The sequence below is a fragment of the Parachlamydiales bacterium genome, assembly GCA_041671045.1.
In the GTDB taxonomy this organism is placed as follows: Bacteria; Chlamydiota; Chlamydiia; order Chlamydiales; family JABDDJ01; genus JABDDJ01.
Genome location: JBAZCF010000004.1, coordinates 86076 through 101731, shown reverse-complemented (window position 1 = coordinate 101731; position 15656 = coordinate 86076). Strand labels below are relative to the sequence as shown.

The window sequence follows — 15656 nt, the reverse complement described above, 5'->3', positions numbered from 1 at the left end:
TAGAAGTCTAATATTGTTTCCTATGCTGGGCATTGCCAATGCCCATTTCCACACGGTACTTAGCAATAGTGCGTCTAGCGCAGCTAATGCCTTTTGCTTGCAGCATTTTTGAAAGGTTGAAGTCTGAATAGGGTTTTGATTTTTCTTCAGAATCGATAATTTCTTTTAACGATCTTCTTACTGTATCTGAGGAAATATCTTCCCCTTCTAATGTGGAATAGGCATTCGTAAAGAAAAACCTCAAAGGGAAAATTCCTCGCGGAGTATCAATATATTTGTTAGATACGGCCCGCGCTATAGTAGATTCATGCAAACTCAGCTCATCCGCCATCGCCCGCATTGTCATAGGAAGGAGCGCTCCTTCAGGATTAATAAAAAATGCTTTCTGCTTCTCTGCTAAAACACGTGCAATTCTTTCGATCGTGTCGTTCCTTTGGAAAATATTTCTCAAGAGCCATTTAGCAGAAAGTATTTTCTTTTTGATGAACTCTTTAGTTTCCTTATTCAAATTTTCATCTAAGAGCATTTTTAAATACGTTTTATTTAATCTTAGAGATGGAAATTGATCATCATTAATGGAAACGATGAGTTCATCGCCTTCCTGCTTTATTGTCACGTCGGGAACGATTGTCTGCACAATATCACGGCTAATGGTTAAGCCTGGATGCAGATCTAAGGAAGCAATCTCTTCAGTAATAGCCGTTTTAACTTCCTCTATTGGACAATGCAAAGACTTGCTAATGGAAGGGATTTGATTATGAAGTAGTTCTTGATAGCAATCTCTAGCAATACGATAGGCCAAGCTGTTTTCAGAACCTTTCAATCGCAATTCTATCAACAGGGCTTCTTGAAGAGAACGCGCTCCCACTCCTGGGGGATCAAATGTTTGGATAGTTAGAAGGATTTTTTCTAAATGCTCTGTGGTGGTATTACATAAGATTGCTATTTCTTCGAGAGGCGTTTTAAGATATCCTGAACTATCTATATTGCCTATGATAGCTTCCGCAGCGGCTAAATCGTTAAGCTTCGTAAATGTTTCATGAGATTGTTTTAGCAGATGTTCATAGAGGCTCTCTTCGCTAATGATAGAACTCTCGAGATAGTTTTGAAGCTTATCGGAATCCTCTTTAGTTTTTCCATATGCCTGGCCGCTTTGTTCCCAATGGTCGCCAAATTCATCTTCTAAATCTTGGACAAGACGGAAATCGTCATCATCGAAAGATATTTCCGGATCCCCTTCTTCGCTCCCGCCGTCCCCCTCTCCCTCTTCCGAGATTGTCTTAGCGTCTCCTTCTTCCGGTTCTTGCGGGTCCTCTAGATCAGTGTCATATTCTAACAAGGGGTTTTGCTCCATCTCCTGTTCAATGACCGAAGCAAGTTCCATTGCCTGCACTTGCAGCAATTGAATAGCTTGCTGCATCTGAGGGGACATGATTAAGCGCTGTGTCTGTTTTAAACTAGTGGATAACAGCATTTTTCCATCAATAGGGCCCGATGAAGACATTATTACCTCTTGTTATTCAAAGGTATAAAGGAATGTGAAGCTCGATACCTTTGAAAATCACATTAAAGACTCTCTATCGAAGTCTTGGAATTATTCCTATATATCATAAATTTATTTTAGAGAATGTCTGGAAATTTATGACTAATAATTTTTACAGGCATATAGTGAAATTTGAAGATAAAATTATTTCTTGGTGATTTGAATCCATTTTCAAATGATTTGAATCGAAGAACAATCAAACACGCCACTGTATAATGAAGCAAGAGCCTTCTCAAATTAACCTTCTCGTTGTAGAAAGTAATTCCTCTGAGTGTATGCAACTACAGTCACTGCTTGCTGCTCAGGGATATCACGTGTACACTGCAACAACAGCAACAGAAGCAATTGACCACCTGCTTCAAACTCCCTTTGCCCTTATCCTGTGCGATGAGAAACTCCCGGATCTAACCGGCTTAGAAGTCATGCAAACAGCCCAGACAATCAGCTCAGAAACAATCCGCATTATGCTGACAGAAAAGCTCAATTCAGAAGTATCGCTCGAAGCAATGAAATCCGGCAGAGTCTTTCAATACATAAGTAAACCTTGGGAAGATGAAGACCTCAGCAAAAAGGTAAAATATGCTGTCGAACGCTACAAAATACTGAAGGAGAATATCGCCCTTCAAGAACTTATTATGGCCCAGCATAAAGCACTTGCAAAAATGCATGACATCTTTAAGAGCGAGATCTCCCTAGGCGGAAAAATCCAAGAGTCTATGATGGTTGGAGACCCCCCAACCAACATACCCGGCTGTAAAATTGCCGCTGCCACGATTCCCTCCAGAGACATTGCCGGGGACTTCTATGAATTTTACCACCCTATCCCTGAAATCTGCGATTTTGTTTTAGGTGATGTCATGGGTAAAGGACTTTCTGCTGTACTTGTAGGCACTGCAGTCAAAACCCATCTTGTGCGGTTTGCACTCCCCTACTTCCAATCCAAAAAATATAATCGCTTGAATCTTTGGCAAGACGACCTGCTCTCGCCCACAGAGATACTTACGTTTCTGCACCATGAATTGACATCCCAGCTTAACTACCTAGATTTTTTCGTTTCATTGTTCTATGGGCGATTCAACTTTGCCAAAAGGATGTTTACTTATATCGACTGCGGATCACAGAAGGCCATCCATTATGATGCAAAATCCCACTCTGCAAGAGAGTTAAAATGCAACAATACGCCCTTAGGAATTAGTAATGAGCCTGAATATAAGGAATATCAATGCAAATTTGATAAAGGGGATATTTTTGTCTTCTTCTCTGACGGCGTGCATGAAGCGCACTCCCCCGCAAATGAAATCTACGGTCTGCAGCCCATCCGCAATCTGGTGATCAGAGATGCCAAGGAAACTCCGGAAACAATCTTAAATAACCTTAAGCAGTCCTTATGGGGTTTCGTCAGTAAAGAACATTTAGAAGACGACCTGTCGATCATCGTAATAAAATTAGAAGACATCCCGACAGAAGCCTTTGCAAAAATACAGCGCGCTACTTTTTCAAGCCACCTAAGTCAAATAACACCTTTACGTGAGTTCATTTGCAATCTATGTAAACAAACTCCTGATGCAAACCCCCTATTTTCAGAAAGTTTGCAACTTGCAGCTACAGAAATTTTCGCCAATGTTATAAAACACGCATATGACGGTCAGACAAAAAGCTCTATTGTTGTGACAGGAGAATGGACTCCTACAGGCCTTTCCATAGAGTTTGCTGACCAAGGAAAGCCCTTCGATCCTTCTGCCGTGCCGCATCCGGAGATGACGGTTGAAACAGAAGGGGGTTTTGGCTGGTATATTATTAAATCTATTGCAGATGAGATTAGCTACCACCCTAAGAAATCAGCAACCGGATGGAACCATCTCAACATTTTTAAACGCTATGGAATATTAGAGGATCAAATGGAACTTCGTCATCAAAAAGAAGGTGAAACCTTAATCATCACCCCTGGGTGTACTAGTTTGGATGCACGTGAGGCTAAAGACTTTAAGCAGCACACCCTTGACCTAATTAATTTAGAAGGAGTTTCTAAAGTCGTCTTGGATTTAGGCAACATCCAGTATATAGATAGCTCCGGGTTGGGAAGCCTGCTCTCCGTCTTAAAGTTTTTGCATGTCAAGGGGGGAGAGTTAAAACTCGCCAATCTAAAAAAACCGGTGCGGACGATCTTCGAACTCGTGGCGATGCATAAGATTTTTGAGATTTTCAATACTGCAGAAGAAGCCACAAACTCTTATAGATAATGAGGTTTGATGCCTACTAAGCCCCCTCTCAAGGGCCCAGAGCGCGCCGCTTTGATGAATGCGCTCTATGAGAAATATGCTAAGAAAAAAACGTGGGGACAGCATTTAACCTATCTACGTAAAAAGTATTTTTGGCTACTTTTTGTCGGCGGCGCCAGCTTATTCAAAAGGTTTTTCGATATTATTATTTCCATCGGCATGATTGTCGTATCACTTCCTCTTTTCTTGATCATTGCTCTTGCCATTAAACTTTATGACAGAGGACCCATCTTTTATACTGCCAATAGGGTAGGTAAATGGGGTAAAGAGTTCAGATTCGTAAAGTTCCGCACCATGGAAATCAATGCGGATAAGAAGATAGACGCTTTGCAATCGCAAAATATCCACCTCGATCCCGGTACCTTCAAAATGAAGGAAGATCCGCGTATTACTCCTGTAGGTAAGATTTTGCGCCGAATGAGTTTAGATGAACTGCCGCAACTGTGGTGTGTTCTAAAAGGGGATATGTCCTTGGTAGGTCCGCGCCCGCCCCTGCCTCGTGAAGTGGCTCATTACACTTTGAATGATCGCAGACGCTTAGACATCAAACCGGGGATTACCTGCATATGGCAGGTTAGCGGCAGATCTGAAATTCCTTTTAATAAGCAGGTACAGTTGGACTTAGAATATATTGAGAGTCAAAGCCTTTGGTTAGACATTGTCCTCCTCCTTAAAACCATCCCGGCCGTTCTCTTTGGACGGGGAGCTTACTAACGATGGATGAAAGACCGACTGTTATATTAATTGCGACGGGAGAGGCGGAGAATTTAGATCATAATAACCCCTCTCCGTTATGGCGTGTCGGGGATAAGCCTATTATCGTCCATATATTGGAAGTACTCTCCAAAGCCAATATCAAGAATTTTGAAATCATCCTTCACCATTACCCGGAAGCAATTGAAAAAATCGTAAGGAATGGCAGCCGCTGGGGAGTGAATATAAAATATCATCTTGTTAAATCAAGAAATCATCCTTATAGAACATTGACACCAATCTTTTTTAATACACCGTCGAAAATTTACATGCTCGGACAAGCAGATTTTCTGCCGGTTTTTCCCCATGACTTTTTACACTACGAAGAGACCTCCCCCTTTCTGCTTTTTGAAAAGGACAACTCCTGGTCGGGATGGGGAATTTTTCCCACAGACTTGCTGCAGGGTATTAGCCATGAAATACCCCGCTATGACCTGCACCTGCATATAGGAGATAAATTTAGAAAAGAAACTATCGAAGCATGCTTATCCACACGTTCAGCCCCTGAGGTCCTTAACTCGAACATCTCCATCCTCTCGCATGCACAGTCCCTTGTTTCACTTCCTAGTACAGCTTATAGTCCCGAAGATGATATCTGGATTTCACACGGTGCGATAATACACCCCACCGCTAAGCTTATCAGTCCGTTATTCATCGGTGAGCAATGCAAAATAAATAAAAACACAACCATTGGCCCCAACGCCATCATAGAACGCTGGTCGCTTGTCGATAAAAATTCCACTATCGAAAACGCTCTTATCTGCCGTCGAAGCTATGTTGGAGAAAGCCTAACCATTCAGGACAGCATCGTAGAAAAAAACATCCTCATCAACATCCATTACGGCACACCTGTCACTATTCGTGAAGGCTTTATACTTAGCGAGATTACTCCCCCCTCACTCCTTCATTATTTTCTTCATTACTTAGGCCGTTTGGTTGCCCTTCTTCTCTTTATCCTTATCTCTCCATTCTACTTTCTATTATGGATGACCTATGGATTCCAGGATCATTCCTTTGTTTTTCTGCCATCTGTCGAAGGCATAACAAAAATTTTTAACTGGCCCTATTTCAATATCCCCGCCCACTATATCTTTGCTTTCATGCGTAAATCTCCCGGGCTTATCCCCCTTATTCGTGGAGAACTTCATTGGATAGGCGTCTCTGCAAAAACTCGGGATGAAATAGAAAATCTTCCCTACTACTGGAAAAAACTATATTGTCAGTCTAAAGTGGGCTTTATTACTCTTGCTGATTTGGATTATAATCTAGATTATAACTTTGACGACCTCATTGATGAAAGATACGCCTCTGATATTTTCTATGCGGCCAATAGCAGTATTAGCTTTGATGCCAAAGTGACTATCCGCTGGCTCTTATCCCCGCTGGTCAAACTATTTCAGAAAAGGACTTAAGGCATGCAGCGCGATCAAAAATTTATTCTTGGAATAGGCATCGATAATGTTAGTTTGAACGAAGCTGTGCAGGAAATCATTTCCATTATTAAGGACTACCCCTCAGATCCTCGTGCAAGATATATTGCCACAATAAATACAGATTTTATAAATAACTCCCTTTGTTGGAATTGGCCCCACATAAAAAATAGCGAACTACTAAGTCTTCTACGGCGCTCCTCCCTTTCCACATGTGACAGCACCCCTCTTTATTGGTTAAGCAAACTTCTCGGCTCTTCTTTAAAAGAACGGGTTGCAGGCTCGAACCTGCTGCTGCCGCTGCTCTATTCGGTGGCTCAAAATAACTTTACCGTATTTCTCTTAGGCGGTACAGAGACCGATGCCCAGCTTGCTGCTGCAAGATTAACTGCAACCATAAAAAATCTTAAGATTGTAGGGATAGCCACTCCAAGATTAGCTACTGAAGGCCCGCTCTTAGCAGTCGAACCTGAAAGGGACGCCCTTCTGCTAGAACAGATCCACAGCGCTAAACCCGATCTCCTGCTGGTCAATCTAGGCAATCCCAAGCAGGAATTATGGTTTGCCCGCGTCTCTTCAGAACTCAAAGTCCCTGCAAGCATTGGCATAGGGGGCTGCTTTTCTTTCCTTAGCGGCAGTCTTCTCCGCGCCCCTGAATGGATGCAAAAAGGCGGCCTGGAATGGCTCTACCGCATCTTCCAAGAGCCGGGCAGGCTATGGAAACGCTACTTCTTCGGTATACCAAAAGCACTCTATATGGCCCTACCTGCGGTATTTTACCAACGCTACTGCAGTTTCATGTATCGCTTGGTCTATAGGAATGTAGAACCCATCTTAGAAAAACTGCGCATCCGCCTATATCTTGCCTCCACACGCAGCATTGCCGTCTTAGAGCTCCCTTCAAAACTTAGCAACGCTTATCATGAAATTCACAGCGACCTGATAGACCAAGCCTTTGCCCATGATCATATTGTCGTGGATTTCAAACGTGTGCGCCATATCACATTAGAAGGGATAAGCTTCCTTGTCGGGCTTTGGACACGCGCCCATCGCCAGGATAAGGAATTGAGCGGCCTTAGCTTGAGCGGCGACATGCGGTTGCTTTTAAAGGCTAATAGAGCATGGGATATACTCAGCGCACAACAATATCAGACGGTGAAAGACCTTGCCACTACACTTCAGCAATCTAAGTATAATTCCCTATACGATACCATCCATCAGGACAACAAATCCATTTACATCAGCTTCTTCGGACAATTGGATAACAATCAAGATTACGAAAGGATATTTACCCGCTTTGAACCCACACTTAAAGACCGCCATTGCACCGTGGACCTTACCTATTGCACTACTATAGAAAGCAGAGGTTTCTCCTTCCTGCTTAGACTCAAAGCCCACTTACAACAGCAAAACCGTAAACTGCGCTTATGCTGTATCCACGAGGAAATCCGCCGTCAGTTCGAACTGGCCCGATTGGACAAAATATTCGAATGCATTGCTTGCAGGCCCTAACTCAGACAACTTTCTTCGCTTCTTGCAACGACGTAATCCACCAGCATAGAAGAAACATAAGAATAAGTACGGCCCACCCTCCCCAAATATGAAAGCCTCCAAGTGCGAATTCAGCCCCAAAAATTAATGCCACACCTGATAGCAATATGATCCTTAAGGTATTTGCAATCCAAGCCAAGGTTATGATCACTCCTAAATTCCACCAATAGCGTGATGTATCTCCCAGTATAATATAATTCACTACCGTCCCAGCGATCAACATCGACTGTAAAGTATTCAAACCACTGCAGGCAGCCTCAACAGATAAAGGCAAACCATTAATTATGATATTCGTCCCTTCCTGCTGCACTTCCGCACCAAAGAAGTGATAAAGGGCCGTCGTCGCATAAGCCCCTGTTAAGCGGAAAAGCCACCCTATCTTATCTGCATCTAATGTAATCCATGGAAATGAAATGAACGGGAGAACTAGAAGTTTCTTTATAGAATCATGCGAACCAAGATCTGTTCTTTTCCTAAGCCAAAACCACAATAATACTGTCCAACCTATTGCAAGCAACACTGTGCTATTGATACCTATTCCCAAGACAAAGAGGGCAACGACAAGAGTTAGCTCAAACGGTGAAAACTCGCATCTTCCATCGGGAATGAATTTCCAAGGCGTTCCTAACCACACAAACAAGGGAAGGGCCACTAAGACCGGGAGTGTATCATCCCCCGACGTCATCCATGCTAGATCGCGCAGCCAGATAAACACGGCAAGTATCAACAGGAGTAAAATCATCCCATAATCCGACTTGCGCATATGACAGGCCCCTTATGCCAATAATACCCTATTTCAAGGTGTTTTTATGGGCAGTTTTCTCGTTTTCCAAAATTGACTGCATATTGGAACGGATCGTGGGATTGTTCGGGTAGTCTACTAATAACTGTTCTGTCAATTGACGGGCAGTTTTCCAATCCTTCGTTTCATATGCCTTCCTAGCTAAATAGGAACGCGCTTCGGCAGAAGTTGCAGAGATCCTGTTATATATCTGTAAAGCCTCCTCATCCTTTCCCTCTAGCAAAGCAATGCGCGCCAATGTTTCCTGACCTAAGGTATCACTCTTTAAACGTGGCTGGCTATCGATAACCTGCTTGGCATGGGCGTACTCTTTCTTGTCGATGTATATTAAACTCATCAGCCAAGCAGCGCGATAGCCATATTGGTTATTGTCTTTGTACACTGACTGAAGCTGCTCAAGGGCAGAACCGACATTCTTTTCTGCAATCATCATCTCGCCGATCAACAACTTGATAGCAGGGGTCTGTTTTTGACGCGTCAAAAACTCCATCGCTGCTTCATTGCCACGGTTGATTTTAATGGCTTGGGCTAGATTGTGGGCATACCATTCCGGATAAATCTCAGGCACTATTTCTGATGTATTTAACACCAACGCCGCTTCCATCCACCCCCCGGCAAGGAATAAAGCCGCAAAAGCGTCTTTGCTTTTTAGTAATGCATCTAAGTCGGCGGGTATTTTTGGACTTTCATTTTGTTTTAATGGCTGTGCTGCAATGGTATCTAACTGGTTAAAGAGTTCTGCCGAAATACGTAAGGGAGATTGCCTTGCCGCAGCAGATTCTTTTAAGGGTGCCTCTAAGCTGCCCAGTTTAAAAGTATTGTTTTTACGGTACATAATGACACGGGCAATTTGCAGTTCCAATTCAGGGTAAAGCGACTCTTTTTGAAAGGGGTCATACTCTATCAGTTGAATTGCCTCATTCTCTTTTGACTTTTTCAATGCAGAAAGAAGACGGAGCCAAAATGTTGCAGGCTGCGTCCTCAGGTATCTCTGCCCATCCGGAACTTTTTCAAAAGAGCTATCATCCCAAAATTGCCCCTTATTAAGTCCCAGCATGTAGTTGACTAAAGGCAATAAACTGCCCTCCGGGGGCACATGCTTACTCCAATCAAAATTTATGGGAATAAGGACTTTGTTCCAAAATAATGCTTTAAACCAAATGACATCAGACGAAGGAGCAGCTAAACTATCCGCCCATAACTCCAAAGCTTGGGAATACTGCCGGTTACGCAAAAAGAACTCTGACGCTTGGTCGCGTAAATATAAGCTTTTAGGATCCATCTTGAGGGCTGCGCCATACTCTTGCAATGCCATCGCAGGCTTATTGGCAGCTTCCAAAAGCTTTGCCCTGTAAACGTAAAGGTCTGCATTTGTAGGGTCTTTTACGATTGCTTCAGTAAAATACTTCCATGCAGTCTGCGGCTCAGCCACTAAATTCAATAAGCCTAAACGCACTAAACGACCTGCATCGGCCTTACCTTCAAAAGATTTTGATTTCAAAAATTCTATCGCTTCTAATCTGTCTCCATCCAAAAGCATTTTATCGCTATCTAGAACAAACCACATTTCAGGCTGCGTCTCGTGCCCTTTCCACTTGGCCCTAAGCTGGCTATACTTGTCCCTCTGACCACTCTGGATGAAAAAATCCCCCACATACAAGGAGGATTTTTCACGATTATCAAACAAATGGGGGCTATGTTCATAGATAATTGCTAGCTGGGTTGAATCAGGTATTACTTCTGAGGCCTCAATAAACAAAGCTAGCCATTCATCCCCTTCCGCAGTATGCCCCTCCATCAAACGCTTATATTTGCGGATAATACGCATTGCCCCTTTCGGATTTCCTTCTTGAATTAACGCCTGGGCTTTTGCTGCATCACTTTTCGAATCCCCTGGAGGAAAATAATATTCAATTTTATTGGAGATCCTCGGCCAATATGTGACAAGCACGCCTACAGCCAATGCTGCGATTAAAATGAGTAGGATTAAGGTGAGTTTGCGCATGAACAGTCCCTAGTAGAACGAATCAATAATAAAATTTAATCTTTAGTTAGAACTTGTAGCGGAGCCACTAATTTTTTCATAGCCCTTCATGATGACAATCCATTCCATCCTGATAATAGGTATGAGGACAAGGACAAGGCTGCGGAATGCAAGGGCATTCACATTCTTCCATTGGGGCGCACTTCGGATATTTATGCTGTTTGAACCACCGATTGTAATAAAGAATGCGCCGCTCTTCCATCTTATCAAGCTGCCTGTCATAAATACTGTCAGCATCACGCCGGGCTTCCAAAGTAGTGCTTAAGAAAAACACAAGACATAGAATATTAATCTTCATTCTCTCTTCTTCCTCTAAGCAAGATTAGGGCTTAATCAAGAGTTTAAGGTCCTTATGTCTTTTTTTTCTTTCTTCGTCCTCTGAAAAATTGTATGACTGAAAAATTTTAGAAGTATAATATAGTTTGAAAATGGAGGAAGCCGCTATGACTTTACGATTGCACTGCTTGGCCTATTTATGCCTGGCTCTCTTAGTTTTTTTTCAAACATCAATAAATGCAGACAATATGATTACAGAAAAAACAACAGAAAATACATCGGCCGTGCCAAAAACAGCAACAGCCACCATTGAAACAACACAAGGGACTTTTACCATCCGCTTGTATTGTGATATTGCCCCAAAAGCCTGCGAAAATTTTATCGCACTCGCTGAAAAGGGCTATTACAATGACATCATTTTCCATAGGATTATTAAAGGATTCATGATTCAAGGCGGAGATCCCACAGGTACTGGCACAGGCGGCCAATCTATCTGGGGTAAAACTTTTGAAGACGAATACTCCCCTAAAGCACGTTTTGATCGTCCGGGACTATTGGCAATGGCTAACCGTGGTCCTTCGACCAATGGCAGCCAGTTCTTCATCACTACCGCTCCTACCGCTTGGTTGAATAATAGACATACAATTTTTGGTGAAATCTCCGAAGGTATGCCCATTATTCAAAAAATAGAAAATTCCCCTACGGACGGAAGAGATAAACCTCTGACACCTATTAAAATTTTAAAGATTACCATTAAAAAATCGTAATCCTTTAATTTGAAGTGCGTAATATTACGCACTTCAAATCAATAGACTTCTTTCGAAATTCGCTTTGGTTGAGAAAATTGACGATTTTTAAGCAGGTTTTTTGGCAAATTTTGAGAGCATATGTAACCATATGGTCGAAAAATTTGCCGAAAAAGATGCTAAAAATGGTAACTTTAACAATCAAATGAAATTTCGAAAGAAGTCTAATATATGACACCACGAAAAATAAACATCGGCATTGTCGGCGCAGGTTTAGCCGGATTAAGCTGTGCTCACTACTTAGAAAAGCTAGGGTACTCGCCCGTTATCTTCGAAAAAGATACCGAAATCGGCGGAAGATGCCGCACAGATATTTATGAAGGATACCTTCTGGATAGAGGATTTCAAGTTCTTTTATCTTCTTATGCCGAAGTTAAGAAAATCGTCCGCATCTACGAAATGGATGTCAAACCATTCCCTTCCGGTGCGACTGTCTATGATGGCAACCAATGGTACCCACTCTACAACCCTCTAAAGCACCCATTTTCCATTTTCGAACTGCGTAACATTCCCTTTGCCTATTTTGCTGACTATGTAAAGATGGGCTCCATCTACATAAAATCCTCTTTCCGCACCGGCAGCCCCTTTTTCCGATCGATAGGAAAAACCACCATGGATTTTTGGAAAGAAGAAAAACTCTCTGAACCTTTTATCAATAAATTCCTGCGACCCTTCTTTGCAGGCGTTTTCCTGGATACGGAAATGACCGTTAATCCGGGGATATTCCAATGGCTGCTGCATTTTTTTGTGGAAGGTTCCGCGGTATTACCCCGTAAAGGCATGGGTTATATCCCTAAAGCTTTTGCAGAAACACTTAAGAAAACTGATATACGCTTAAATCAGCCTGTAAAAGCTCTGGAAGGAAAAACCATCTACCTTGACAACCACCAAGAATTCAAATGCGATAAAATCGTCGTAGCCCTAGATGCACCACAAGCAAAAGCGCTCTTTCCCACCCTTCCGGAATTAAAAAGTAAAAGTACAAGCACTCTCTATTTTGCTATCGACACTGCGGCCTTTTCAAACACTCCTTCTTCCTTGCTGCACCTTAATGGTACGTCCGATGGACCCATCAATAATTTAGCTTTTCCAAGCCTTGTGCAGCCTTCCTACTCTCCTAAAGGAAAAATCCTAGCTTCAGCCTCTATCGTCTCAACAGAATGGCAAAATAATCCCAACCTCATCCAAGCCGCAAAGGAACAGCTCAGTTCATGGTTCAAAATACCTGTCGATAAATGGGAACTCTTAAAAAGATACACCATTCCCCACGCTCTTCCGGATCAGAAAGATCCCCCTCCTCTACAAGGGAATTATGCCATAGGCCGTTCTCCGGACATCTATATCTGCGGGGAATATACTGATAATGCTTCGCTGAATGGCGCCTGCGCTAGCGGCCGTAAAGCCGCCGAAGCGCTCCATGCTTCATTGACCGAAAAAGGATTTTAACGATTGTTGTAAGATTGCGCCTCTATGCTTCCATAAATGCGCCTGGGCTATTTTTTCCTGGCCTTTCAAAATACTTTCCACGCGTTTATCGGGATTATTCAATGCAAACTCTATTTCTTTTCCCAATTCTTCAATTGTCTGCCCCAAGATCAGTCCTTCCCCCTTCTGGAAATTCTCCTTCAAATAGGGATTAGTATAAGTAGCCGCTTCCGCCCCCTGTGAAATGGCTGCAAATAGGCGCTCATGCGCTCCGTCCTTAATGGAAGAACAATGGCTTAACACGACTGCAGCATCGCCCATCACCTCTAAAGCAGCGGGATAATCTAGTCCTGGATGAATCCGGACGTGTGGGCAAGTATTCCCTAATATCTCCGACCACCCATCTCCACCCCCAAATAAGTCAATCTGGATACCTTTTAATCCCTGCAGAAACTCCATCCTTTTCTTTCCCTTCAAATAAAGGTCCATCTCTTTCAACAATAGCGCTCTAGGTACAGGAAAAGGATCTTCAGGGCCTAACGCTTCATCCAGCGTCAGCAGCGCATCTGTCTCATACTTCTCAAATGCCTCCTGAACACGTTGAATAAGTGCTGGGGGAAGCGCCCCCAACATTTTTGCATACCGCTCCCGAAAGTTTATTCCGGTCGATAACATGACGCAGCCATATTTTGTTATCTTCTGGGGCGTCCTATGGTCTGCCTTATCCACTGCATGCGGAAGAAATAATGTCTTAGTAAAACCCTTAGCCGCAAGATCGCGGGTATGCCCCCGGTCGATGCAGGCTGTCGCCGCATACGGTGACGCCGGATCGCTGAAATGAAAAGGAGCATCCACAAGATAGAAAAGGGTGGGTATCTTTAGATAATCGCAAAAAAGCGCACCATTTTCTGCAGCAAACAAGCTATTGAAAACGACTAGACAGTCTGGTTTAAATGCTTCAATGTCAGCAAAAAATTGCTTGGGGGGCTTTTCCAATGAGAATACAGCTGTAGCTACCCCCGGCAGCTCGCGCAATCCTTCCGCCAGCTGCTGAATAAAAACTTCCAAAACTCCATACATTCCGGCCGAAGGAATCAAACCAATTTTGTCCATATTGAACCCCACTAGGGAATGTATTAAATTTACTCGATCAACTGCACCACATAAGGCCTGATTGTTTCTGCCATGATGCGGTGGCCGTCCTCATTAGGATGGAAACCATCAGATAAGTTCAAGTCGCGATTTCCTGCAACACCTTCTAATATGAAGGGAATTAATGTAATACTATTCTCTTCGGCAAGGGCAGGAAATAAAGCCTCGTAATCTTTACGGTAAACTTTTCCATAGCTATGTGGAAGCCGCATTCCCGCTAATATCACGTGGGCCCCATTATCTTTCGCGTATGTAATCATCTCTTCTAGATTGCGGCGTATTTTGGCTATAGGCAAGCTTCTTAAGCCATCATTTGCACCCAGTTCGATCAGTACAACATCGGGCTGCTCTTCGATTAATAGTTTAAGCCTTTTTAAACCGCTAGATGTCACAGCTCCGCTCACTCCGTTGCTAATAACTTTAACTTCATACCCCTGTTCTACAAGGATAGACTCTAATACTTTGGGAAAAGCGTCCTCAGGTGCGACTCCATGTCCCTGTGTTAAAGAATCTCCTAACACAGCAATTTTAGTTTCGGCCATCAAATTTATGGAACAGACAAACCCTAAAATAAACACACACGTTTTAAAAAAAAGATTATTGATATGATTGCCGAACATTCGAACTAAACTCCATCAAATTCATTATTCACATATAATAATAATAAAAGGATATTGTTGCAAATAGCTAATTTCTTATATTGTAGATTACAATATGCCAGAATTACCTGAAGTCGAAACAATCGCACGCGAATTAAATGCGTCCAGCCTCATCGGAAGCCCCATTATTTCAGCACGTATCCTTTGGGCACGTACACTGCAGGGCATCGATGAAAAAAACTTCAATACCCTCATTCAAAAACAAACTCTTAGATCTTCCGGCCGGCGCGGGAAATATATTGTCCTAACTTTAGACCAGCATATTCTTTTAGTACACCTTCGCATGACGGGGAAATTCGCTATTATTCCCTCCAATGAGCCATTCCATCCTCATGAAAGAATACGTCTGTATTTTGCTGATGGACAAGCCCTTCAATATAAAGACCCCCGGAAATTCGGCCGCTGGACACTCTCTACGGATTACCACCAAACGCTGCAGCATTTAGGAATAGAGCCGCTTTCACCTGAATTCACTGTAGAGGTTTTTTCTAAGCTCCTCCAGTCTCGTTCTAAAATCAAACCGTTCCTTCTCAATCAAGCCCATATCTCCGGCCTGGGAAATATCTACGTCGATGAAGCGCTATGGGAAGCAAAGATCCACCCTGAAACACCTGCATTTACCCTAAGTAAAAATTCTATCCGTTTGCTTCACTGCGCAATCAAAAATGTCCTCACCAAAGGCATTGAAAATCAGGGCACCCGCCTAGGCAATGGTCAAGCTAATTATTATAGTGTAAACAGAAAAGCTGCCCATCAGCACCAGCTTCAAGTTTTCCGCCGTACCGGCCTCCCCTGTCCCCGCTGCTCCACCCCCATTATCAAATTTGTTGTAGCCCAACGTGGGACCCATATTTGTCCACACTGCCAAAAAGTAATACTGGCACTTAAAACTGAGTAACAAATTCGAACTAACTTTAAATTATCTTTAAATAAAAT

Annotated in this window: 13 protein-coding genes; 7 read left to right on the top strand and 6 right to left on the bottom strand. The window is 42.9% G+C overall.

Annotated elements, in window-relative coordinates:
- Window positions 1-7: 7 nt before the first annotated feature.
- Window positions 8-1504, bottom strand: a complete 1497-nt coding sequence (gene rpoN, locus WC222_06530; protein ID MFA6916033.1) for an RNA polymerase factor sigma-54 — start codon at window positions 1502-1504, stop codon at window positions 8-10.
- Window positions 1505-1758: 254 nt separating this feature from the next.
- Between rpoN and WC222_06525 the strand changes: the two genes are divergently transcribed.
- The 4 genes from WC222_06525 to WC222_06510 are packed head-to-tail and all read left to right on the top strand — an operon-like array spanning window position 1759 to window position 7517.
- Window positions 1759-3783, top strand: a complete 2025-nt coding sequence (locus WC222_06525) for an anti-sigma factor antagonist (GenBank protein MFA6916032.1) — start codon at window positions 1759-1761, stop codon at window positions 3781-3783.
- A 9-nt stretch (window positions 3784-3792) separates the two neighbouring features.
- Window positions 3793-4536: a sugar transferase gene (locus WC222_06520; protein ID MFA6916031.1), complete on the top strand. Its 744-nt coding sequence runs from the start codon at window positions 3793-3795 to the stop codon at window positions 4534-4536.
- A 2-nt stretch (window positions 4537-4538) separates the two neighbouring features.
- Entirely contained in the window at window positions 4539-5987 is a 1449-nt protein-coding gene (locus WC222_06515) for a hypothetical protein (GenBank protein ID MFA6916030.1), read from the top strand.
- A gap of 3 nt (window positions 5988-5990) precedes the next feature.
- Window positions 5991-7517 (top strand): WecB/TagA/CpsF family glycosyltransferase, encoded by a 1527-nt coding sequence (locus WC222_06510; GenBank protein ID MFA6916029.1) that lies wholly within the window; start codon window positions 5991-5993, stop codon window positions 7515-7517.
- 1 nt (window position 7518) lies between these two features.
- Here the strand turns inward: WC222_06510 and WC222_06505 are convergent, their stop codons facing one another.
- The 3 genes from WC222_06505 to WC222_06495 form a co-directional block, all read right to left on the bottom strand.
- Window positions 7519-8319 (bottom strand): archaeosortase/exosortase family protein, encoded by an 801-nt coding sequence (locus WC222_06505; GenBank protein MFA6916028.1) that lies wholly within the window; start codon window positions 8317-8319, stop codon window positions 7519-7521.
- Between the two features lie 28 nt (window positions 8320-8347).
- Window positions 8348-10363, bottom strand: coding sequence for a hypothetical protein (locus WC222_06500; GenBank protein MFA6916027.1), 2016 nt, complete (start codon window positions 10361-10363; stop codon window positions 8348-8350).
- 76 nt (window positions 10364-10439) lie between these two features.
- Window positions 10440-10700: a hypothetical protein gene (locus WC222_06495; GenBank protein MFA6916026.1), complete on the bottom strand. Its 261-nt coding sequence runs from the start codon at window positions 10698-10700 to the stop codon at window positions 10440-10442.
- 145 nt (window positions 10701-10845) lie between these two features.
- Here WC222_06495 and WC222_06490 point away from each other — a divergent pair, with 145 nt between their 5' ends.
- Window positions 10846-11445, top strand: coding sequence for a peptidylprolyl isomerase (locus tag WC222_06490; protein ID MFA6916025.1), 600 nt, complete (start codon window positions 10846-10848; stop codon window positions 11443-11445).
- Window positions 11446-11655: 210 nt separating this feature from the next.
- Window positions 11656-12930 (top strand): NAD(P)/FAD-dependent oxidoreductase, encoded by a 1275-nt coding sequence (locus tag WC222_06485; protein MFA6916024.1) that lies wholly within the window; start codon window positions 11656-11658, stop codon window positions 12928-12930.
- On the opposite strand, the gene WC222_06480 is transcribed toward WC222_06485, so the two are convergent.
- Together WC222_06480 and WC222_06475 are read right to left on the bottom strand one after the other, a co-directional pair.
- Window positions 12907-14022: a glycosyltransferase gene (locus tag WC222_06480; GenBank protein MFA6916023.1), complete on the bottom strand. Its 1116-nt coding sequence runs from the start codon at window positions 14020-14022 to the stop codon at window positions 12907-12909. The two genes, WC222_06485 and WC222_06480, sit on opposite strands and share 24 nt — an antisense overlap.
- Window positions 14023-14051: 29 nt before the next feature.
- Window positions 14052-14681, bottom strand: a complete 630-nt coding sequence (locus tag WC222_06475; protein ID MFA6916022.1) for an arylesterase — start codon at window positions 14679-14681, stop codon at window positions 14052-14054.
- Between the two features lie 94 nt (window positions 14682-14775).
- Between WC222_06475 and mutM the strand changes: the two genes are divergently transcribed.
- A complete protein-coding gene (mutM, locus tag WC222_06470; GenBank protein ID MFA6916021.1) occupies window positions 14776-15618 on the top strand; it encodes a DNA-formamidopyrimidine glycosylase in 843 nt (280 codons plus the stop codon).
- Window positions 15619-15656: the final 38 nt, after the last annotated feature.